A 20,262-nucleotide genomic window follows, 5' to 3' on the forward strand; every position below is an offset into this window, starting at 1 on the left:
CCACAGGGTTAGGAATCAGGAAAGCCTCCGGCCTGCACTTTCTCCCGCAGCGCGCAGGCTGCAGCGACCATGTTCACGAGGGCAGGGCGGACCTCCTCCCATTTCCGTGTTTTGAGGCCACAGTCCGGATTTACCCACAGTTGGCCGTCGGACAGTCGCTCGCGGGCAAGCATGACGAGGTCCGAAATCTCGCCGACTTCCGGGACACGTGGTGAGTGAATGTCGTAGACTCCGGGACCGATTTCGTTCGGATATTTGGAGCTCGTGAAGGCGTCTAGCAGTTCCATTTTCGAGCGCGACGTTTCAATCGAAATTACATCCGCATCCATTTCAGCGATCGCGTCGATGATCTCATTGAACTCCGAATAGCACATGTGAGTATGGATTTGGGTCGCGTCCCCTACACCCGTTGAAGCGAGCCGGAAGCATTCGACAGCCCAATCGAGGTAGACTTTCCAGTCGGACTTGCGCAGTGGCAGGCCTTCGCGAAACGCGGCCTCGTCGATCTGGATCATCCTTGCGCCGGCTCTTTCGAGGTCCGTCACTTCATCGCGGATGGCAAGCGCGATCTGGCGGCAGGCGTCGGAACGGGGTACGTCGTCGCGAACAAAAGACCAGTTTAGAATGGTCACTGGGCCTGTGAGCATTCCCTTCACCGGCTTTTCCGTCAGCGACTGGGCAAATTGCCACCAGCGCACCGTCATCGGATTGGGCCGCGATACGTCGCCGAAGATGATGGGAGGGCGCACGTAGCGGGAGCCATAGCTCTGCACCCAGCCATGCTGGGTGAAGGCGAGGCCGGACAGCTGCTCGCCGAAATGCTGCACCATGTCGTTTCGTTCGAACTCACCGTGCACCAGCACGTCCAGCCCGATCTCTTCCTGCCAGCGAATAGCAGCCTCGGTCTCCTTCTTCAGGAAGGTCTCGTAGTCGACATAGCTCAGCTCGCCCTTCACATGAGCGGAGCGCGCCTTGCGCACCTCCGGCGTCTGCGGGAAGGACCCGATGGTCGTCGTAGGGAACGGCGGCAGGCCGAGCGCGGCAGCCTGGACTCTTGAACGTTGGGCAAATGCGCTCTTTCGTTGCTTCATGGCGTCGTCGATGCTGGCGATCCGCCCCTCGACGAGCGGATCATGGACCTTTGTGGACGTTGCGCGCGCGGCGGCCGCCTCGGCCGAAGCTTTCAATGCGCCTGCGGCGGCCTCCCTGCCTTCGGACAAGGCTTGGGCCAGCACGACCAGCTCTTCGGTCTTCTGGGCCGCGAATGCCAGCCACGAACTGACGTCCACATCGAGCGCGGTCTCCATCCGCAGGTCGATCGGCATATGAAGCATCGAGCAGGAAGGCGCGATCTCGACGCGGTCCATGGGCCAGCCGGCGACGATCGGCTTGATGCGGTCGAGAATGGCAGGCAGGTTCGCGCGCCAAACGTTGCGGCCGTCGATCAAGCCAAGCGAGAGCACCAGATCCTTCGGTGCGAGCCGACCAACCGTCTCCAACTGCTCGGGAGCGCGCACGAGATCGAGATGCAGGCCCGCCAAGGGCAGAGAAATCGCGGTCTCGTGATTGTCTCCCAGCGGCCCGAAATAGGTAGCCAGCATGATCTTCAACTCGGGCGCGGCTTTCGACAGCTGGCCGTAGGCGAATTCGAACGCAGCTCGTTCGTTCGGATTCAGATCGAGCACAAGCGCTGGCTCATCAATCTGCACCCAGTCGACTCCCGAGAGCTTCAGCCTCCGCAGGAGTTGCTCGTAGACGGGCAGCAGCCGCGGTAGGAGCGCCATGGGATTGAAACCTTCGGCAGGTGACTTCGCCAGCTTAAGGAAGGTGACCGGTCCAAGGATGACTGGGCGTGTGTGAATGCCGAGGGCTTTAGCCTCGAGGAAGTAATCGATCGGTTTCGTAGACAAGAGGGCGAAGGTCTGATCGTCTGTCAGCTCCGGCACCATGTAGTGATAGTTTGTGTCGAACCATTTGGTCATCTCCATCGCGGTTAAGTGGTGCCCCTGAACCGCATGCTCGTGACCGGCATGTCCACAACCCGCAGTCTCACCTTGCTTGCCGCGCGCCATCGCGAAGTAGATGTCGAGTGGGACCTCGCCGCCCTTCCAGGCGTAACGGGATGGCACGGCGCCGACCATGGCTGCGGTGTCGAGCACATGGTCGTAGAGTGAGAAGTCGTTCGACGGGATTTTCGATACGCCGCGATCGTGCTGCTCCCTCCAAGTAGCGGCACGGAGTGCCTTCGCCGTCGCGAGAAGGTCGGCAGCGGAAGATTTTCCGGACCAGTAGCTTTCAAGCGCGAATTTCAGTTCTCGCCTGCGACCGATACGCGGCATACCGAGCGTTGCTACAGGAATTTGCTGAGAGATAGTCATGCCATACCCCGATGGTTGGGGCGTGGGGACAAGGAAGGCGCTAGTAGGCCGGCATGAACGCCGGGCTGCCGCGGCCACCGAGACGCCCCGCCCGTGGACGTTGTTCGCCGTGGCAGGTCTCCTGGCTCGCGGGTCATAGCCTCTGCCCGTCTTCCCGAGGCCGTTCACCTCAGTGACATTAGTGGGGTTGGCTCGCCGCTAACAGTTGCGGGGGCAGCGCCGGCATCGCACCGGCTTCCCTCTTAGCTCCGCTGCGGCAGCGCCGAACGGAGAACCACGACATGCAGACAATCACAGCAGTCCGCGCCTTTGTCAATACAGCATAAAGAAATGTTTATATCGTTATGTGAACTGCCTTTGACTAGTCGGCGTGTCCAAAGTCGCTTGGCATCGTTGTCGTCAGCTGTTCGCATTCCAGCCGCTCTCCGGTCCGCGCAGGCGGTGGATGACTGCTGAGCGACCGGTTAATCAGCGCCATAACATGAGCCCAGTTGTTGAATGACTTGCGGCAAGCGTCGGCGTCGTGATGATTAAGATCGCCTGGAACTGCTACCGGTAGGTGGCGTCAACCGGTTTCTGAGTTTCGGCAACTAGAGACGCAGAGGGAAAACCCCCGTCTCACGGGGATGAGCATGCGACATTTCGATTTTACCCGCGCTCCCCTGAACAGCCTGCACAAGGGGGAGGTGGGCAGCTGGTCCTTGAAATATCCGCCTGACGCAGCCCCGCCTGCTCAGCCTCGTGGCGCAAATTCTGGCGTGGACGCGGGCCGATCTGCTGGATGACCAGCCCGGCCGCCAGCGAGCCGAGATCGCCGCAATCCTTCAGGCTGCGCCCTTGCGTGTAGCCGTAGAGGAAACCGGCGGCATAGAGGTCGCCGGCGCCGGTGGTGTCGACCAGCTCCCGGATTTTGGTCGCGTCGACGGTGACGGTCTCGTCGCCGCGCACGATGACCGAGCCCATTTCCGAGCGGGTGACCGCGGCTATCTTGCAGTCCTTGCGGATCTGGGCCAGCGCCTCGTCGAACGAGGCGGTCTGGTAGAGCGCCTTGATCTCGTGGCTGTTGGCAAAGACGATGTCGACGGTGCCCGAGCGCATTAGGTCCAGAAACTCGTCGCGGTAGCGGTCGACGCAGAACGAATCCGACAATGTCATCGACACTTCGCGCCCGGCGGCATGGGCGAGCTTGGCCGTCTGCCGGATCGCTTCCTTGGCGCGCGGCGGGTCCCACAGATACCCTTCGAAATAGGTGACCGCCGCACCGGACGCCTTGTCGGCCTCGACATCTTCCGGCCCGAGCTCGATGCAGGCGCCGAGATAGGTGTTCATCGAGCGCTCGCCGTCTGGGGTAACGAAGATCATCGAGCGCGCCGTCGGTGGCTCGCCATTGAGCGGCTTGGTGTCAAAGGCGACGCCCTGCGCATGGATGTCATGGGCGTAGATTTCGCCGAGCGCATCGTTCGAGACTTTGCCGAAGAAGGCGGCGCGTCCGCCGAAGCTGGCGACACCCGCCGCCGTGTTGCCGGCGCTGCCGCCGGAGGCTTCGATGGCCGGGCCCATGCGGCTGTAGAGCAGCTCGGCGCGCCTCGTGTCGATCAGGTTCATCGCGCCCTTGATGATGCCGTTCGTCTCCAGAAATGCCTCGTCGCACTGGGCGATAATGTCGACGATGGCATTACCGATGCAAAGCACGTCATAATCCGGCATCAATGTCTCCGCTCAACAGTCCGCCGGCTTTCTGCCACGCCGGCCGGGCGCTCGTTAGCGAGTTGGAATCGGGGTCTCGCATGCCGCCGGATCCAACATCGGCCGTCACGCAGCTGCGGGTCCTGCCTCTCGCAGCAAGGCGTCAGCTCTGTCCGTTCTTTCCCAGGTGAACTCAGGCTCTTCACGGCCGAAGTGTCCGTATGTCGCGGTCTTGCGGTATATCGGGCGCAAGAGATCAAGCATCTTGATGATGCCTTTCGGTCGGAGATCGAAAAGCTCAAGAACCACGCGCTCGATTCTTTTTTCCTCGATCCTTGCGGTTCCGAAGGTGTTGACGAGGATAGACACCGGCGCGGCCACGCCGATCGCGTAGGCAAGCTGAACCTCGCAGATCTCCGCAAGGCCGCTAGCAACGACATTCTTTGCCACGTACCGCGCCGCATAGGCGGCCGAGCGGTCAACCTTGGACGGGTCCTTGCCCGAAAAGGCGCCGCCGCCGTGACGCCCCATCCCACCGTAGGAATCGACGATGATCTTGCGTCCGGTGAGGCCGCAGTCGCCGCGCGGCCCACCGACGACGAACCGCCCCGTCGGATTGACCAGGAACCTGGTCCCCGTCGTGTCCAAGTGGGACGGCAAGACCGGCTTTATGATCTCCTCAATGACGCCTTCCCGGACCGTTTCTTGTGAGACCTCCTCCGCATGTTGCGTCGACAGGACTACGGTATCCAGCGCCACCGGGCGGAGACCTTCATAGCGTACGGACACTTGAGACTTCACGTCCGGGCGCAGCCAGCTAAGCTGTCCCGCTTTGCGGACCTCTGCCTGTCTTTTCGTCAAATGGTGAGCGAGTTGGATTGGTAAAGGCATCAATGTATCGGTCTCGCTGCATGCGAATCCAAACATGAGGCCCTGATCCCCCGCCCCCTGCTCGAGATCCTGCCCTCGTCCCTCGTCAACGCCCTGGCTTATGTCGGGCGACTGCTCGGTGAGGGCCAGAACGACGGCGCAACGCCGACCATCAAAGCCGATGGCATCGTCGTCGTATCCAATATCGACGATCGTATCGCGGGCAATCTGGCTGTAATCGATCTGCGCATCGCTGGTGATCTCCCCAGCCAGAACGACCATTCCTGTCTTGACCAATGCTTCACAGGCGACGCGCGCCATAGGGTCGATGCGGAGGATCGCATCCAGGATCGCATCCGAGATGTTGTCGGCCATCTTATCTGGGTGTCCCGCGCCGACGGATTCGGAAGAGAACACGAATTGCCTAGTCATGGAATGTCCTCGCTTCAGCTGTTGGAGTTAGGTGGGGACATTTGATTTGCCCGCCTTACCTGTCGGTGATGCCAGGGACCTCGAATGCAGCGCAGAAGTCGGCAACGTCTCTCAGCACGCAGGCATGGGCATCCGGATCATTGGGCTGGCGGCAGACCAAGTCGATGAAAGCGGCAATCTGCACCATTTCTCCCTCGCGCATGCCCATGGACGTCACCGCTGGTGTCCCTAAGCGGATGCCGCTTGTGAGCGCCGGATGCCGCGGGTCGCCCGGCACCATATTGAAGTTCGTAATGATACCCGCCTTTGCCAATCGCTCGGCATAGGCTTTGCCTGACAATGGTCGATCGCGGAGATCAAGGATCAGCATGTGATTGTCAGTCCCCCCGGTGACCAGGTCATAACCTCGGTCCAGAAGCGCTTGGGCCAGAGCCTTGGCATTCTTGACGATCTGTTGACCGTAGCTACGGAAGGGCGGGTTCGCGGCTTCCTGCAAAGCGACAGCTAGCGCGGCGATAACATTCATATGGGGCCCGCCTTGCAGTTGAGGAAAGACCGCGCGATCTATCCGTCTGGCGAGATTGTATTTGCTCTTCGAATGATACAGCGCCTGATAGCGGTCTTCATTCCTTGACAAAATGAAGCCCCCGCGGGGACCGCGTATCGACTTGTGAGACGTGCTGCTGACGACGTCGCAATGAGCTACGGGATTTGGATGCGCTCCTGCGACGATCAGGCCACTGATGTGCGCGATGTCGGCCACGAGATAGGAGTTCGCCTCCGAAGCGATTTCGGCCATTGCCGCGTAGTCAAAGACACGCGGATAAGCACTTCCGCCGACCCAAATGAGTTTCGGCCGTTCCCGCTTGGCCGTCTCGCGCAAGCGGTCATAGTCGATTTGCTGCGTCTTTTCGTGGAGCCCATAGGGGACGCGTTTATAATCAGTGCCGGAGAAGTTGACGGCCCAACCATGAGTCAGATGACCGCCACCGGGGAGAGGCAAGCCCATCACTTTGTCTCCCGGACTCAACAGTGCTCGATAGATGGCCTGGTTGGCTGGTGAGCCGGAATAAGGCTGGACGTTAGCGTGTTCACAGCCGAATAGCGCCTTCAAGCGCTCGATGGCGAGGTTCTCAAGCTCATCGACGATCTCGTTTCCCGCGTAATAGCGCGCACCAGGGTATCCCTCGGCGTACTTGTTGGTGAAAATCGAGCCGGTCGCTTCCAGTACCGCCGAGGAGGCAAAGTTCTCAGAAGCGATCAGTTTGAGCGTCGTCCGCTCCTGCCGCTCCTGTCTTAGAAGCAGTTCGTGAACGCGGTAATCGACCGCGGCCAAGTGAGACCGCCCGGAGGTGTCGGGCTGCGCGATGGCGCCGGCGGCGGAGTTGTCCATGGTAGTTTCGCGCTCCAATTGGATTGGTCTATTTCACGGTCAAGCAGGCGGTCCCCTTCGACCGCGCGTCTTGTATCGTCGCTTCGAGGCGTTGTAGGTCTCGTTTATGATAGCCATCGCCGTGGGGCAGGAGATCGACCAACAATTGAACCAGCCCGCCGTCCTTGCCTTCTGTTTTGAGATGGTACGAGCACCACGGACGTTGTTCGTTGCAGCAAAGAAAGTCGGCTCTGACGAGCAGCCGGACGTGTCGCACAACGTGCTCGCGACGCAGACCCAGAATCTCTGCTAGCTGGCAGACAGTTAGGTCCGCATGCGCGCAAAGGCCCAGGATTCGAAGGCGATCAAGATGCGCTGCCGTCCGTAGGCGACTGACCAGTGTCATCATTGGTCAGCATCAAGCCACATAGAAAAATTGGGCGTTCGTTCTACCGACTTTGTCATTTGGCGTTCTCCGAATGCTGCAGATTTCGAAAACTTAACTTGTTAGAACGAGGTCAAGATGCTAGTCTTTTGCGAATTATAGCAAGTCTTAACTAGTTTATTATCTTCAACCAAGATGAACGCTCTTCATGACATCTCCTTTAAAAGCTAGCTGCATTCTGTTCGGTGGCCGGAGAGTACACGGCACTACGGTTTTGACCCATTGACTTCAGATGTTGCCATAAGAGTACCATTCCCAGCGGTTTGGAGTTGCTAAGAGTCTATGAATTTCTTTGAAGGATCTGTTGCAACGCCTGCGCGCGCATTGGCGAGGTGCTGATCAGGCAGCGAGCAGGGGTAAGACAGGCGGCCAAATCGAACAGGCGCTTAATATACCGGACAAATTATCCAGGTCGCACCCATCACCGCCATCATTGCGATCGCCGTCTCAGCATTCAGGAGTGTTGGTAGACCTTTTGACCGGCCATCTGGTCGCGGCGGCCGCCCAGAGAGCGCAGCGCTTCTGTCAGGCCTGGGTCGCGACTGGCACGACAGTGTGCGGAACCGCTCGTTCATCATTGCCACTTTCGCGCGGGGCTGTTCTAGAAGGTCTCGACAGAGTCGACGCGACAGGGAGGGATCTGGGGCTCGCTGCTTGTCCTGCCATGGCGTTTGGTGGCCTTGGAACAGCCAAATTTGGCGTTTCACCCGCGCTGCTCGGGCATCGGCGAGCGCGACCGGCAAGATCGTCGATGGCATAGTCGCGTCATTCATTGCCACTATGCGTCCGTGAAGCCTGAGGATCTGATCGAGTTCGCGCCGGTCGAAGCGCACCGGCTGGTCGCAGCGCGGGCGTCGCGCCTCGATCAGCCGGATCAACATTGCGGATGCTTCCCCATCCTCCTGCCGCTGTGATTGGTCATGCCTCGACCCGTCGATTAAATCTTGCGTCGGCTATTGTTCGCGGTTTCGCGTCTGAATCGCAAAGGTCTGCCAAGCAAGCCGGCACCGCGCTATTTCCGAAACGTCTAGTCACGTTTGCGAAGTGCGTGTCGGAATTGGTGATTCTATGACACATTATCGCCACCATTGAGCCGCGCCATTGCCCCAATGTCCGACGAGATAGCCGGCGTTGCCTGAGACGGTTCGGTCCGGCACCGGCTCGTAAACCCCAAGCCCTCCACCCGCGGGTCAGTGCCGGATCGAACCACCCTGCATTTTTTCTTGGAAAAAATCAGGTGCGACGATCCCAAAAGATAAATGGCCCGCGGCAGAAGCAAGTGACGCCGGTTTTTTACTGGCTGATGCATGTCCCCCAAAAGTGCGCAGCGGGACAACGACGTGCATTAAAACAATAGCTTGAGGCGCGTCGGCTAAATCCGTTCAGGCGCGACGCGCTTTGGGCCGGCATCAGGCGAGAGGAGGAACCAGGAGGGGAGGCCAGCTCGCAGATCAGGCGAGCCGCTGACGCTTGTGCTCAACCGCGCCGGGTCTGGTGGGTGGATCGCCCCAAGGAGGAGGATCCAGGCGCGTATGGCGGCTTCCAATGGAATTTCGACGGCGTGCCAGAGTTCGGTGAGCGGCGCCATTACACGCGTCGGAAGGCGGGGCGGCCAGTGCTGGCGCCGCGTCGGGCGGGCGAGGAACGGCTGACGGGACGGCGCCACAGGAAGCCGGATCCGCTCATTCCGCGGATACTGGCGCCGCCTCCCGCGCGGCGGCCGGCCATCGCGTTGGCGGCCGAATAGCCGCACGCTAGAGTGACCGTTCCGACGGCCCTCCCTAGGGCGACGGGGCAGCCACTTCGTCCTCCATGTCGAGGGATTCTTCGACTGCTTCCGGATTCCGGGCAATGGTCCATAGGAGGGTATTCGCCGCTGCATCCGGTTCCGAGCGACCTTGCTCCCAGTTTCGAAGCGTTGCCAGATCGAGGCCATACCTCACGGAGAATGCCTCCTGGGAGAGCTTCGTGCGATCTCGGACCTCGCGGACGCTTATCGGCCGCGGCGCATGAACCTTCGCGATCACTCCTGCGGACGAGAGTTCATCCTTCAGTGACCGGAGGTCGTCGACGCAAGGAACCGTCACGAATGCCTTGCCGTGATCAACCATCTCCGTGAGGACCGCGTGGGCCGTCCTCAGCGGCAGCTGTCTCCTGACGAGAACCCGAGCAGCCTCAGGAGTATTCGCGCCGTGAAGAAAGCTGAGACTCAGCCGGACGGGAGAGCCTGACGACACCCGGACGACGTCCCGGGTTCGCACCCGTTGTCCGAACCGCTCCATGAACTTCGATGTAGTCGACATCCAGCTTCTCCGCGATCACCCGACCGAGCTTGCGCAATTTGGACCATCCCCACTGGACCTGGGCATCGCCCCCAATATGGAGGTCACGGACGACGAGATGGTTGCTGCCCATCTCCACGTCCTCCAGGAGCTGAAGTACGCCATCGGGCGTGACCACGTCAAAGCGCGGGCATCGCGCGGCTATGAACCTATTTCCGCGATAAGCTATTTACGCAGGGTTCGTTCCTCACCGACATGGTTCGGCCGATGGAGGGAGCGGAAGGCGAACGCGCTCCAGGCAGCGGTTGGCTAGCCTGAGCGGACCATCAATGTCGATGCGCCGGTTCGAAAGGAGGTTCTACCAGCGGAGGCGCTCCCGCTGGTCATGTCCATGAGTGTCGGCGCTTGAAGTCTACACTGGCGGTACGACCAAGCGGACCGCATAGTGCGCACATGCAGCGAGTCGCTGTCACGTGGCTGCATTCTTCTTCAGCTTCTCGAAAACAAACCCTTTGCCTTTGCGAACGCTGTCTTCAAGCGGGCTCGCGTTCGCCAGATGTGCCGCAATCGCGCTGGCCAGCATGCAACCCGTCCCGCGCATCGATATGGCAAGGCGCGGCGTGTCGAAGCGGATTGGTTCTTGATCCGAGCGCAACAGAATATCGGTCGATCGGGGTCCCGATGCGTGGCCGCCCTTGATCAGCAGCGCGTGAGTTTCGGCAGCTGCCAGCAATTTCCGGCCCTGCCTGACTGCGCCGTCCTCGTCGACCGCGTGTTCTGCCCCGACAAGAAGCGCAAGTTCGATGAGATTGGGTGTGACCAGACGGCAAAGCGGCATCAGATCACGCTTCATGATGGCGATGGCGTCTGCTTCGAGGAGTGCCCGGCCTGACGTGGAGGCCAGCACCGGGTCGAGTATTGCCGGCACCTGCGGACTTTCGCGCAGTACGGCGGCAACGGCAACGATGATCTCGGCCGTTGCGAGCATGCCGATCTTGACGGCCGCCACCTCGTTGGCCTGCAGCGCAGCGCACATCTGATCCGCCACCAGGCGGGGTTGCAAATGATGGATTTCCATGACGGCTTCGTGCGTCTGCACCGTTAGTGCGGTGACGGCAATGCAGGTGCGCGCACCAATGGAAGAGATCGTCTCGATATCGCGTGCAATTCCGGCACCCCCGCTGGGGTCCGACCCACCGACGACAAGCACATGCGGTTCTCGCCTCAGCGCCATGGCTTTGTCTTTTCGATCCATTCTCGCGTGCGCGCTTCCGGATCGACATTCAACGTAATGTCGGTGACCACTGCAGCACTGTCTGCGCCAGCCTCGAAAGCATCGACGAGCCGGCCAGGGTTGAGGCCGCCAATGGCGACCAATGGAATCGGTGCGACCCGGCGCTTCCACTCGCTGATCCGTTCGAGCCCTTGCGGGGCCCATTTCATCTTCTTCAGGATAGTGGGATAGACGGGGCCGAGCGCGATATAGTCGGGCCTGGCGGCCATGGCCGTTTCCAGTTCGACATGATCATGCGTGCTCAGTCCGAGCCTCATGCCGGCTGCTCGTATCCACGCGAGGTCGGCGGTTTGCAGATCCTCCTGGCCAAGATGCACGAAGGCACAGCCTTCCTCGATCGCCAGGCGCCAGTGATCGTTGACGATGAGTTGGCATTGGTGCTGCGCGCACAAGGCCTTCGCCTTCCGGATTTCGGTGCGCAACCCGGCCTCATCCATGGTCTTGATGCGAAGCTGCACCAGCTTCACGCCTAGCGGCACCAGCCGTTCGATCCAGGCGGCGCTGTCGACGATCAGGTAGAAGGGATCAAGCCTCATGAAAAAGCTGCCCTGCCGATCGTCGGCGTCGATGGCACGGCGACCTCGCGCGGTTCGAGCATTCCCGAGCTGAAAGCTTCACGGCCGGCATCGACCGCCTTGCCGAATGCGCGCGCCATGCCGACTGGATCGGCCGCCTTGGCGACCGCCGTGTTCAGCAGCACGGCGTCAAAGCCGAGTTCCATGACAGTTGCCGCGTGCGAAGGTCGCCCGAGCCCTGCATCCACAATCAGCGGGACATCAGGGAAATGGCCGCGCATCGAGCGCAGCGCCGTTATGTTGACTATTCCGAGAGCAGAACCGATCGGCGCGCACCAGGGCATCAAGACCTTGCAGCCCGCCTCCAGCAGCCGCTCGGCGACGACAAGGTCGTCGGTGGTATAGGGGAATACCGAAAAGCCGTCCTCGCACAGGATGCGGGCGGCTTCGACCAAGCCGAACACATCCGGCTGCAGAGTGTCGTGGTTGCCGATCACTTCGAGCTTGATCCAGCTCGTCCCGAAGACTTCGCGCGCCATTTTCGCGGTCGTGACCGCTTCCTTGACGGAGTGGCAGCCGGCCGTGTTGGGCAGGATTCTTGTGCCGAGCGAACGGATCAGCGACCAGAATTTTTCGCCGGCCCTGCCGCCCGCCATCTCGCGGCGCAAGGAGACGGTCACCACCGCCGTGCCCGACGCCTTGACCGCATCGGCAAGGATGGCAGGCGAAGGATATTGAGCCGTGCCGAGAAGCAGGCGGGAGGCAAGCGTCGTTCCAAGAAGATCGAACATGCTAGCCCCCCTGCATGGGTGAGAGGATTTCGATCCGGTCGCCGTCGCTCAACTGGAACCCCGCCCGGTTGGCTTTGTGCACGAGGTCGCTGTTGACGGCCGTTGCCAGCCAATCGCCCTCATAGTCGAGTACGGCAAGCAGCTCGGCCAGCGTGGTGGCGGCAACCTCAAGCGCTTCGCCGTTGACCATCAGTTTCATGAGCAAGCTCCTTGGTTCTGTCTTGACTGAAAGCCAGGTCGGCAGCCTGGCGCGCCATGGCGGGGGCGAGGAGAAAACCGTGACGATAGAGCCCGTTGATCGCGACGGTGTCTCCGCTCGTTTCGACGCGCGGCAGGTTGTCGGGAAAGGCCGGACGAACGCCGACACCGGTTTCAACGATCTCGGCCTCGCCAAAGGCCGGATGGAGGGCACAGGCGGCACCCAGGAGCTCCATCATGGAACGCGCCGTGACCGGTCCGGCGGACTGGCTTTCAATCATCGTCGCGCCGATCATGAAACGATGCTCGGTGCGCGGCACTGCATAGAGCGGAAATCGCGGATGCAGCAGCCTGACCGGGCGCGACAGCGAGATATCAGTCGTGCGCAGGATCAGCATTTCGCCGCGAACGCCGCGCAGCCTGTCATCGACGGCGGCCATTCCCGTGCAGTCGATCTGGCGATCGAAACCGGAACCATGCCGGGCGTCGGCGCCGAAGCGGAATTCGACGCCCATGGCCGCAAGCTTGTCATGAAGTGCCGCCATTGCCTGGCGCGGGTCGAGATGGGCCTCGTCGGGGAACAGCAATCCGCGGCGGAAGCGGCCGGCGAGGTCGGGTTCCAGGAGCGCAATCTCGTCTTCATCGACACGCCGATGGCCCGACGTACGGCTGGCGAACCGGTCGAGTTCGCCAGTATCGCGCGGCGCGGCCACGACCAGTGTTCCGGCGCGCGTCACCTGACCCGGCAGCACCGCATCCCACCAGTCGGCGGCGTCGCGTCCGAGATCCAGCACCGGCTGCTCGGCGCTTTCACGCTCGCACCATGGCGCCAACATGCCGCCGGCGAACCAGGACGCATTGCCGCCAAGGCTATGCCTTGTCTCAGCAACGGTCACCGCCGCGCCGCGTGTGGCGAGCTCGAAGGCGGCGGTGAGGCCAGCGACGCCGGCCCCTTTGACCAGCACCCTCATGACGGCTCCGGCATCTTCGGCATGGGCGGTTCGCCGTCCACCGGCATATAGAGATTGCCACCCTCGCGGTACTTCGCGGCCATCGCCGCCATGCCCTTTTTCTGTGCCTCGGCCCGAATGTCGTGGGAGATGCGCATCGAGCAGAATTTCGGCCCGCACATCGAGCAGAAATGCGCCAGCTTGTGCGCCTCCTTCGGCAAGGTCTCGTCGTGGAAGGAGCGCGCGGTTTCGGGGTCGAGCGACAGGTTGAACTGGTCTTCCCAGCGAAACTCGAAGCGCGCGCGGGAAAGGGCGTCATCCCTGACTTTCGCTGCCGGATGGCCCTTCGCCAGGTCGGCGGCATGGGCGGCTATCTTGTAGGTGATCACGCCAATCTTGACGTCGTTGCGATCGGGAAGGCCGAGATGCTCCTTGGGCGTGACGTAGCATAGCATGGCGGTGCCGAACCAACCGATCATGGCGGCGCCGATGCCTGAGGTGATGTGGTCATAGCCCGGCGCGATGTCGGTCGTCAGCGGTCCAAGCGTATAGAACGGCGCCTCGCCGCAGACAGCAAGCTGCTTGTCCATGTTCTCCTTGATCTTGTGCATCGGCACATGGCCAGGCCCCTCGATCATCACCTGGCAATCCTTCGCCCAGGCAATCTTCGTCAGCTCGCCGAGCGTTTCCAATTCGGCGAATTGGGCCGCATCATTGGCGTCGGCGATCGAGCCGGGGCGAAGGCCGTCGCCGAGCGAAAAGGACACATCATAGGCGCGGCAGATGTCGCAGATCTCGGCGAAATGCTCGTACAGGAAGCTTTCCCGGTGATGGTGGAGGCACCATTTGGCCATGATCGAGCCGCCGCGCGAGACGATGCCAGTGACCCGATCGACGGTCAGCGGGATGTAGTGCAGCCGCACGCCCGCATGGATGGTGAAATAGTCGACGCCCTGTTCGGCCTGCTCGATCAGCGTGTCGCGGTAGACCTCCCACGTCAGGTCCTCGGCAATGCCGCCGACCTTTTCGAGCGCCTGGTAAAGCGGCACCGTGCCGATCGGCACCGGCGCATTGCGGACGATCCATTCCCGGATGTTGTGGATGTTGCGCCCGGTCGACAGGTCCATCACCGTATCGGCGCCCCAGCGGATCGCCCAGACCATTTTTTCGACCTCTTCGGCCATCGAGGAGGTGACCGCCGAGTTACCGATATTGGCGTTGATCTTCACCAGGAAATTGCGCCCGATGATCATCGGCTCGCTCTCGGGATGATTGATGTTGGCGGGAATGATTGCCCGTCCGCGGGCCACCTCGTCGCGAACGAATTCCGGCGTGACAAAATCCGGTATCAATGCGCCGAAGGATTCGCCGTCGCGCTCAAGCTTGCTGCGCAGGATCTCGCGGCCGAGGTTCTCACGGATGGCGACGAACTCCATTTCGGGTGTGACGATGCCGGCGCGCGCATAGGCAAGTTGGGTCACCGCCCTGCCTGATCTGGCCCTGAGCGGCCGATTGCGGACTGGAAATTCCGGTGTCAGGCGCTCGCCCGCCGCGAATCCATTGTCTTCCGGCCGGACATGGCGGCCGTCATAGGCTTCGACATCGCCCCGCCCGGTAATCCATTCGTGGCGAATCCGTGCGAGGCCCTTTTCGATGCTGGTTTCGACGGTCGGGTCGGTATAGGGGCCGGACGGATCATAGACGATGACGGGCGGCTCGCCGGCCGTCGGATGGACGGAGATTTCGCGCATCGGCACCCTGATCTGCGGGTGGATCGTGCCGGGTTTGTGGATCTTCCTGGAGGCGGGCAGCGGTCCCGTCGAGACGGCTGGGGTGAGGGCATTCATCTTGAGGCTCCTTTGCTCATGCATTGGAGACCCAGTTCTGTGCCGGAAGGATGAAAAGACGCTTTGATCTACCTGCTTGGAAACAGGTCTTCGGGCGTGAACTCCCGCAAAGCGCTTGCACCGTCCCTACGCCAGTATGAACTGGATCAGGTTCAACGGGTCACTGCGCCGCGAAAGCCAGCAGTATCTCAGCCCCTTGCCGGGACTCCCCTGGTGAATGCCTCAGGTTGAACGGGCCGGCGCTCTCTTGTCAAGCGCATTCGGCCCGCGGCGCTGATCGGCGGCCCGTGAGACCCGGGAGGAAAGCTCGCGCATGTGTCGGGCGCACGCCCGGGAGACCAGGCAGGGATAAGGGGAACGCCAAACCGTCGATCCTTATGATGATTACGCCTTCAATCGGCACCAAAGGTTTGCGCGTAGATCGCCTCGATCCGCTCAATCGGACCACCGAGATGCAGCTTTTTATTCCGTTAGAATGAGCTTTGGAAACGGAGGATGCCGCCGACGCTGTTCTTTTTGTCGGCGTTAGTCCAGTTCACGTTGGAAGGGTCGACCATGACGACTCCGAAGTTGCCGTAGTCGTCATAGTCGACTTCGGCTGTGACCGTGAAACCTGGAACGACCGTATAGACGACGTTTGCAGCCACGCCATAGTTCTTGAGCTGATCACCTGAGACCTGAAGGTTGAACGAAGTTTTCTCGTTGAACTTGTAAGTGCCGCCGGCCCAGAAGGCCCAGTTACCGCCCCACTGCTTGTAGAAGCCACGGCCATTGGCGTCGATAACATTAGAGGAGTCATCGTTGAGCTTGCCGTTGGAGCCGTAGCCGAACATTCCGAATAGCGACAGTTCGTTGGTGACATTGACGTCGACGCGGACCTTGCCGGCCACCGATTCGTAATTGCTGTCATAGGCGATAACGCCCGTAACCGCGCCCCAGCCTTGCGTATATTTCACGCCGCCGACGACGTGCGGAACATAGCTGTCGATAGTACCGACTACGCCAGAGCCTTCTTCGAATGAAACCACAGCCGAAAAGCCGTTACTGGCGTCAAAGTAGTACTGAACCACGTTTGTATCGAAGTCGCCGTACGGAACAAGCATCTGATTGAGGACGTTCCCAGCGTATCCAATAAATGTATCAAAGGCCGACCAGTCCTTACCAACTCGGAGGCCACCAAGCTGAATCCAGGCGGAAGTCAACGTGATGCCTCTGTTGAAGGCATAGTTCTGAGGACTGTCCGGACCCGAATAAGCGTTGCGGTTACCGAAGTTCATGCGGGTTTCGGTATAGGTCTTCAACATGCCGAGTTCGGTCTCCTGGCGAGTCCAAGTTTTGAACGTGAAGAGCGTGTTGTTTCGCCATGTACCTTGATCCTCGCCAGTCCTCACATCGGAGGTTCTTGCGCGGTCATACGATCGGACATCGCCGAGGCCAATGTCGTAACGGACATAGCCGCCGATGCGCAGGCAGGTTTCAATGCCAGGGATATAGAAGTAGCCGGCGCCGTAGACGTCGCAGATCTTGACGTATTCGGTCGGTTCCGGCTCGGCGACCGTCACCGCGTCGGCGGCGCGAGCACCGGAAACTGCGATCAGGGCTGCAGCTGAGCCGAGAAGAAGGCTCGTGATGTTCATTATGACTGCAACTCCTATGCCCGGCGTGCTGCGCCTCGACGCAGCTCTTCAGCCAAAGTCGGTTGGACCGAGGGATTCAGCACTTCTGAGCCAATCGCCACGGTCATCTCCGCTAGTTGTGGGTAGACCGTCACAACGGCTTCCAAAGTTGACTGGGCAAGTGACGTGCCATCCTGAAGAGGTAGCTGCGCGCTGACACCCAAGTTGGCTGGCGCACCTTGGTGGCGCTTCCTTCTTTTTTGCTTTGAGGGTCAAGCTGAGCACGAAAAGCAACGTTTCGGATGTGATTCGTCTGTTCGATACGCGACAATTTCGTTCAATGGCGAGAGCTTTTGTTTGCTATGAAACCTCGAGATTGAGACATCATGCGGCACCACCGTCTCGGTACGTCAGTGGAGATGCTCCACTGACGCCGACACAATAGTCACGAGCGAGGTCGTCATGCGGCTTTTGGAGCATGGCCCAGCCAAGTAAGCGTCATCATCGTTAGGGCGGAGGGCCACGCCTCGGTCGTGGCGAAGCTGGTCATGATCCCGGGCGCCAGCTTGCCAATCAGATCCGGACAAGTGATTTCGCAAGGCTGACAAGATCGACACGGACCCTTGTAAACCGCCTCTGGATCGCAAGCTGTGCATGGCCCGTTCTGTTTTTGCAGCAGCACATGCGAGTTCTCGGCGCGATTGTTAAGTCCCTTGTGCGAGCGATGCTCGACTTGCGGCACCACCTGGCGCTTTGCCGCCATAGGGGCGCGATTTGTCGATTATCATGCCCCTTGAGGGGCGCAGCCCTGCTTTCAGCAACGAGGCAGTAGGCGCTTGGGAGCCTTAGCATTGCGGCGGACCTGGACGATCTCATCCAGCACATTCCCGTCCTGATCGACGGCGGGCCACAGCCAATGCTTCTATGAGCATTCACATTGGCGAAATACAAGGTTCGCGCCGAAGCGAACGAATTGACATAGCGCAGAGACACAGGAGAGCGCAGCGGTAAGGATGATGGTTATCAGCATAGGAAGGGAACTGTTGCAGACCTCAATCCTGACAAAATATCGCGAGGCCCGCCTGCCTTGGTACACCATCTATCCGACTGTGCCGGAGTTCTCCGCGGCGGTCGGTGCCAAGACTTATGGGGAATGGCTCAGGGACCTACCGGCTGACGAACCAGTGTCACTCTATCTCCACGTTCCGTTCTGCCGGTCGATGTGCTGGTATTGCGGCTTCCCTACCACCATCACCCGCCGGGATGCGCCGATCCTCAATTATCTGGCGGTGCTGCGTGACGAGATCCGTTTGGTCTCGGAGCAAACGCCGCGGGCACTGCCCGTGAGCGACGTGCATTTCGGCGGCGGAACGCCGACCCTCATCGGGCCAGCTGAGTTCCTCGCACTGATGGAGTTCCTGCGCCGCCGCTTCACGTTCAGGAAAACGGCTACGGTTGCCGTCGAGATCGACCCACGCACGTTCACGGCCGAGATGGCCGAAGCCTTAGGAGCAGCGGGCGTGAACCGCGCGAGCCTCGGCGTGCAGAGCTTCGATCCCATTGTTCAAAAAGCGATCAACCGGGTCCAGAGTGAGGCGCAAACGGCGGCTGCCGTCGAACAGCTGCGCCGGCATGGAGTACGCCGCATCAATTTCGACCTCATCTTCGGTCTCCCGCATCAGACGGTGCAGTCCTGCGTCCAGACCGCAAGGGCGGCGGTGGCCATGCGCCCCAACCGGCTTGCGGTGTTCGGCTACGCGCACATTCCGTCCGTAATAAAGAATCAGCGCCAGATCGAGGAGACAGCACTGCCGGACAGCGCTGCCCGCGCCGAACAGGCTGCGGCCGTGGCCGAGACGCTGGTTGCCGCCGGCTACCGAGAGATCGGGCTCGACCATTTCGCCTTGCCGGAGGACGAGCTCGCGCTGGCACAGAAAACCGGTTGCATGCGGCGCAACTCGCTGGGTTATTCGGCCGACACCTGCAAAACCCTGATCGGTTTCGGTCCGTCGGCTATCGGCCGTGTCGGCGAGGGTTACGTCCAGAACGAGGTTACACGCGATTCCTACACCCGCCACATCGCAGCTGGCCGTCTGGCGACATCGAAGGGCTACCGTCTCGCTGACGAAGACCGCGTGCGAGCAGCAATCATCGAGCGGCTAATGTGCGATCTCGAGGCTGATGTGCCGGCAATCTGTGCCGCCCATGGATTTGATCCGATCCGTTTTCTCGATTCAGCTGAAGTCGTGGCGATGCTGGCCGAGGACGGGATAGTGGACGTCGAAAAGGGTTTCATTCGCGTGCGGCAGGAGCATCGCTTTGTGATTCGCGCCGTTGCTGCCGCATTCGATGCTTTTCTAGACCGGGTCGCCCCGTAAGCACGGCGAATCGGCATGAGCGAAAGCCAAGTCGACGCAGAAGCGGAATTCGACGCCCCATGAAATGCCGCCGCTACCTGGCGCTGGTCGGGATGGACCTCGCCGCGGAAGAGCAAACCGCGGCGGAAGCGGCGGGCGAGGTCGGGCTCAAGGAGCGTAATTTCCTCTCCATCGACACGCCCGAGATGCGGCTGGCGAATCGCTCAAGATCACCCGGCGCGGCCACGCCCGGTTCGCGTCACCTGGCCGGGCGTTGCCGCATCACACCAGTCGGCGGCGTCACGTCCGAGATCCAGCACCGGCTGATCGGCGCTTTCACGCGCGCATCACGGCGCCAACATGCGCCGGCGACCCATTGCCACCAAGTCTAGGCATTACCTCCGCAACGGTCACTGCGCGCCGCGTATGGCGAGCTCGAAGGCGGCGGTGAGGCTGGCGACGCGGCGCCTTAGACCAGGACATTCATGATCGCTCATGCGGGGGGATCGGTGCGCCAGGCTCGTCCGCCGGGACACAGAGATCTGTCGTGCATCCCATAGGGGACGCGTCGACAATCAGTGCCGGAAAAGTTGACGGCCCAACCATGAGTCAGATGGCCCCCTTCAGGAATGGGCAAGCCCATGACTTTGTCACCGGGGCTCAAAAGTGCTCGATAGACAGCCTGATTGGCCGGCGAGCCGGAATAAGGCGGGCCGTTGGCGTGTTCGCTGCCAAACAATGTTTTCAAGCGCTCAATGGCGAGATTTTCAAGCTCATCGACGATCTCGTTTCCCGCGTAGCGCGCACCCAGGTACCCCTCGGCGTACTTCGCGAAGATCGAGCCGGTCGCTTGCAGCACGGCCGAAGAGGCGAAGTTCTCGGAAGCGATCAGTTTGAGCGTCGTCCGCTCCTGCCGCTCCTGTCTTAGAAGCAGTTCGTGAACGCGGCAATCGACCGCGGGCGCTGGCCGTTTGCGTCAACGGAGGTGCTGCCCAAGAGGCGATACGCACTGATCTCATAGCACCATTCGATATGAGCGCGCGAAACATGTTCCTTCGGAAATCGCTGCCCGGCCTCTGCAGGGCCGGAAAAATTTGCACCAACCGCCGCGCCGAATATGGCGGTGATTTCAAGGCAGGAAATCAGTCGTCCAACCATTCAAGGATGCGGATCGCGATGCCATGGAAACAGCTGTTGCTGCATTGCGATCCGCACCCAGTGTACTGATT

The 20,262-nt window shown here is 60.8% G+C and carries 17 protein-coding genes, 3 pseudogenes and 2 riboswitches; of the genes and pseudogenes, 5 read left to right on the forward strand and 15 right to left on the reverse strand.

Annotated elements, in window-relative coordinates; translation table 11 throughout:
* Positions 1-8: 8 nt before the first annotated feature.
* The 4 genes and pseudogenes from metE to CIT26_RS30480 form a co-directional block, all read right to left on the reverse strand.
* Positions 9-2,378, reverse strand: a complete 2,370-nt coding sequence (metE, locus tag CIT26_RS30465; RefSeq protein ID WP_095496002.1) for a 5-methyltetrahydropteroyltriglutamate--homocysteine S-methyltransferase — start codon at positions 2,376-2,378, stop codon at positions 9-11.
* Positions 2,379-2,472: 94 nt separating this feature from the next.
* Positions 2,473-2,672, reverse strand: a riboswitch (cobalamin riboswitch).
* Between the two features lie 426 nt (positions 2,673-3,098).
* Positions 3,099-4,085 (reverse strand): annotated as a pseudogene (locus CIT26_RS30470) (adenosine kinase); the annotation flags it as partial.
* A gap of 105 nt (positions 4,086-4,190) precedes the next feature.
* A complete protein-coding gene (gene metK, locus CIT26_RS30475) occupies positions 4,191-5,366 on the reverse strand; it encodes a methionine adenosyltransferase (RefSeq protein WP_095496004.1) in 1,176 nt (391 codons plus the stop codon).
* A 55-nt stretch (positions 5,367-5,421) separates the two neighbouring features.
* The gene (locus tag CIT26_RS30480; protein WP_095496005.1) at positions 5,422-6,759 is read right to left on the reverse strand and encodes a serine hydroxymethyltransferase; all 1,338 of its coding nucleotides are present in this window, start codon (positions 6,757-6,759) and stop codon (positions 5,422-5,424) included.
* Positions 6,760-6,865: 106 nt separating this feature from the next.
* On the opposite strand from CIT26_RS30480, the gene CIT26_RS36875 reads away from it, so the two are divergent.
* On the forward strand, positions 6,866-7,051 hold the full coding sequence (locus CIT26_RS36875; protein WP_167391588.1) for a hypothetical protein: 186 nt from the start codon (positions 6,866-6,868) through the stop codon (positions 7,049-7,051).
* A 1,630-nt stretch (positions 7,052-8,681) separates the two neighbouring features.
* Complete coding sequence (locus CIT26_RS30495) at positions 8,682-8,930, forward strand: hypothetical protein (protein ID WP_095496007.1); 249 nt, start codon at positions 8,682-8,684, stop codon at positions 8,928-8,930.
* Between the two features lie 34 nt (positions 8,931-8,964).
* Here the strand turns inward: CIT26_RS30495 and CIT26_RS30500 are convergent, their stop codons facing one another.
* Positions 8,965-9,486 (reverse strand): helix-turn-helix domain-containing protein, encoded by a 522-nt coding sequence (locus tag CIT26_RS30500; protein ID WP_143747945.1) that lies wholly within the window; start codon positions 9,484-9,486, stop codon positions 8,965-8,967.
* Here CIT26_RS30500 and CIT26_RS30505 point away from each other — a divergent pair.
* Positions 9,464-9,778, forward strand: coding sequence for a hypothetical protein (locus tag CIT26_RS30505; RefSeq protein ID WP_095496009.1), 315 nt, complete (start codon positions 9,464-9,466; stop codon positions 9,776-9,778). The genes CIT26_RS30500 and CIT26_RS30505 overlap by 23 nt on opposite strands.
* Positions 9,779-9,934: 156 nt before the next feature.
* Here the strand turns inward: CIT26_RS30505 and CIT26_RS30510 are convergent, their stop codons facing one another.
* From CIT26_RS30510 to CIT26_RS38050, 8 genes and pseudogenes are all read right to left on the reverse strand, one after another.
* A complete protein-coding gene (locus CIT26_RS30510; protein ID WP_095496010.1) occupies positions 9,935-10,699 on the reverse strand; it encodes a hydroxymethylpyrimidine/phosphomethylpyrimidine kinase in 765 nt (254 codons plus the stop codon).
* Positions 10,690-11,295, reverse strand: coding sequence for a thiamine phosphate synthase (locus CIT26_RS30515; RefSeq protein WP_095496011.1), 606 nt, complete (start codon positions 11,293-11,295; stop codon positions 10,690-10,692). The genes CIT26_RS30510 and CIT26_RS30515 overlap by 10 nt, the downstream gene beginning before the upstream one ends.
* On the reverse strand, positions 11,292-12,065 hold the full coding sequence (locus CIT26_RS30520; protein ID WP_095496012.1) for a thiazole synthase: 774 nt from the start codon (positions 12,063-12,065) through the stop codon (positions 11,292-11,294). Before CIT26_RS30520 ends, CIT26_RS30515 begins: the two co-directional genes overlap by 4 nt.
* A 1-nt stretch (position 12,066) precedes the next feature.
* The gene (gene thiS, locus CIT26_RS30525; protein ID WP_095496013.1) at positions 12,067-12,264 is read right to left on the reverse strand and encodes a sulfur carrier protein ThiS; all 198 of its coding nucleotides are present in this window, start codon (positions 12,262-12,264) and stop codon (positions 12,067-12,069) included.
* On the reverse strand, positions 12,233-13,234 hold the full coding sequence (thiO, locus tag CIT26_RS30530; protein WP_095496014.1) for a glycine oxidase ThiO: 1,002 nt from the start codon (positions 13,232-13,234) through the stop codon (positions 12,233-12,235). Before thiO ends, thiS begins: the two co-directional genes overlap by 32 nt.
* Positions 13,231-15,060, reverse strand: coding sequence for a phosphomethylpyrimidine synthase ThiC (thiC, locus tag CIT26_RS30535; protein WP_095496015.1), 1,830 nt, complete (start codon positions 15,058-15,060; stop codon positions 13,231-13,233). The genes thiO and thiC overlap by 4 nt, the downstream gene beginning before the upstream one ends.
* 105 nt (positions 15,061-15,165) lie before the next feature.
* Positions 15,166-15,282: riboswitch (TPP riboswitch) on the reverse strand.
* Between the two features lie 248 nt (positions 15,283-15,530).
* A complete protein-coding gene (locus CIT26_RS30540; protein WP_095496016.1) occupies positions 15,531-16,697 on the reverse strand; it encodes a porin in 1,167 nt (388 codons plus the stop codon).
* Between the two features lie 569 nt (positions 16,698-17,266).
* A pseudogene (locus CIT26_RS38050) lies at positions 17,267-17,598 on the reverse strand (DDE-type integrase/transposase/recombinase); the annotation flags it as partial.
* A gap of 121 nt (positions 17,599-17,719) precedes the next feature.
* Here CIT26_RS38050 and hemN point away from each other — a divergent pair.
* Positions 17,720-19,054: an oxygen-independent coproporphyrinogen III oxidase gene (hemN, locus tag CIT26_RS30545; RefSeq protein WP_095496089.1), complete on the forward strand. Its 1,335-nt coding sequence runs from the start codon at positions 17,720-17,722 to the stop codon at positions 19,052-19,054.
* Positions 19,055-19,113: 59 nt separating this feature from the next.
* Entirely contained in the window at positions 19,114-19,425 is a 312-nt protein-coding gene (locus tag CIT26_RS37165; RefSeq protein WP_206072834.1) for a hypothetical protein, read from the forward strand.
* 146 nt (positions 19,426-19,571) lie between these two features.
* On the opposite strand, the pseudogene glyA reads toward CIT26_RS37165, so the two are convergent.
* Together glyA and CIT26_RS30560 are read right to left on the reverse strand one after the other, a co-directional pair.
* Positions 19,572-19,988, reverse strand: a pseudogene (gene glyA, locus CIT26_RS30555) (serine hydroxymethyltransferase); the annotation flags it as partial.
* Entirely contained in the window at positions 19,958-20,191 is a 234-nt protein-coding gene (locus tag CIT26_RS30560) for a hypothetical protein (protein ID WP_095496017.1), read from the reverse strand. The pseudogene glyA and the gene CIT26_RS30560, both read right to left, overlap by 31 nt.
* Positions 20,192-20,262 lie beyond the last annotated feature (71 nt).

This window comes from Mesorhizobium temperatum, assembly GCF_002284575.1.
GTDB lineage: Bacteria > Pseudomonadota > Alphaproteobacteria > Rhizobiales > Rhizobiaceae > Mesorhizobium > Mesorhizobium temperatum.

What these genes read in the sequence shown, in the direction of transcription:
- metE (WP_095496002.1), bottom strand. Translation starts at nt 2,378, where the DNA reads ATGACTATCTCTCAGCAAATTCCTGTAGCAACGCTCGGTATGCCGCGT.
- metK (WP_095496004.1), bottom strand. Translation starts at nt 5,366, where the DNA reads ATGACTAGGCAATTCGTGTTCTCTTCCGAATCCGTCGGCGCGGGACAC.
- CIT26_RS30480 (WP_095496005.1), bottom strand. Translation starts at nt 6,759, where the DNA reads ATGGACAACTCCGCCGCCGGCGCCATCGCGCAGCCCGACACCTCCGGG.
- CIT26_RS36875 (WP_167391588.1), top strand. Translation starts at nt 6,866, where the DNA reads ATGATAGCCATCGCCGTGGGGCAGGAGATCGACCAACAATTGAACCAG.
- CIT26_RS30505 (WP_095496009.1), top strand. Translation starts at nt 9,464, where the DNA reads ATGAACTTCGATGTAGTCGACATCCAGCTTCTCCGCGATCACCCGACC.
- CIT26_RS30500 (WP_143747945.1), bottom strand. Translation starts at nt 9,486, where the DNA reads ATGTCGACTACATCGAAGTTCATGGAGCGGTTCGGACAACGGGTGCGA.
- CIT26_RS30510 (WP_095496010.1), bottom strand. Translation starts at nt 10,699, where the DNA reads ATGGCGCTGAGGCGAGAACCGCATGTGCTTGTCGTCGGTGGGTCGGAC.
- CIT26_RS30515 (WP_095496011.1), bottom strand. Translation starts at nt 11,295, where the DNA reads ATGAGGCTTGATCCCTTCTACCTGATCGTCGACAGCGCCGCCTGGATC.
- CIT26_RS30520 (WP_095496012.1), bottom strand. Translation starts at nt 12,065, where the DNA reads ATGTTCGATCTTCTTGGAACGACGCTTGCCTCCCGCCTGCTTCTCGGC.
- thiS (WP_095496013.1), bottom strand. Translation starts at nt 12,264, where the DNA reads ATGAAACTGATGGTCAACGGCGAAGCGCTTGAGGTTGCCGCCACCACG.
- thiO (WP_095496014.1), bottom strand. Translation starts at nt 13,234, where the DNA reads ATGAGGGTGCTGGTCAAAGGGGCCGGCGTCGCTGGCCTCACCGCCGCC.
- thiC (WP_095496015.1), bottom strand. Translation starts at nt 15,060, where the DNA reads ATGAATGCCCTCACCCCAGCCGTCTCGACGGGACCGCTGCCCGCCTCC.
- CIT26_RS30540 (WP_095496016.1), bottom strand. Translation starts at nt 16,697, where the DNA reads ATGAACATCACGAGCCTTCTTCTCGGCTCAGCTGCAGCCCTGATCGCA.
- CIT26_RS37165 (WP_206072834.1), top strand. Translation starts at nt 19,114, where the DNA reads ATGAAATGCCGCCGCTACCTGGCGCTGGTCGGGATGGACCTCGCCGCG.
- CIT26_RS30560 (WP_095496017.1), bottom strand. Translation starts at nt 20,191, where the DNA reads ATGGTTGGACGACTGATTTCCTGCCTTGAAATCACCGCCATATTCGGC.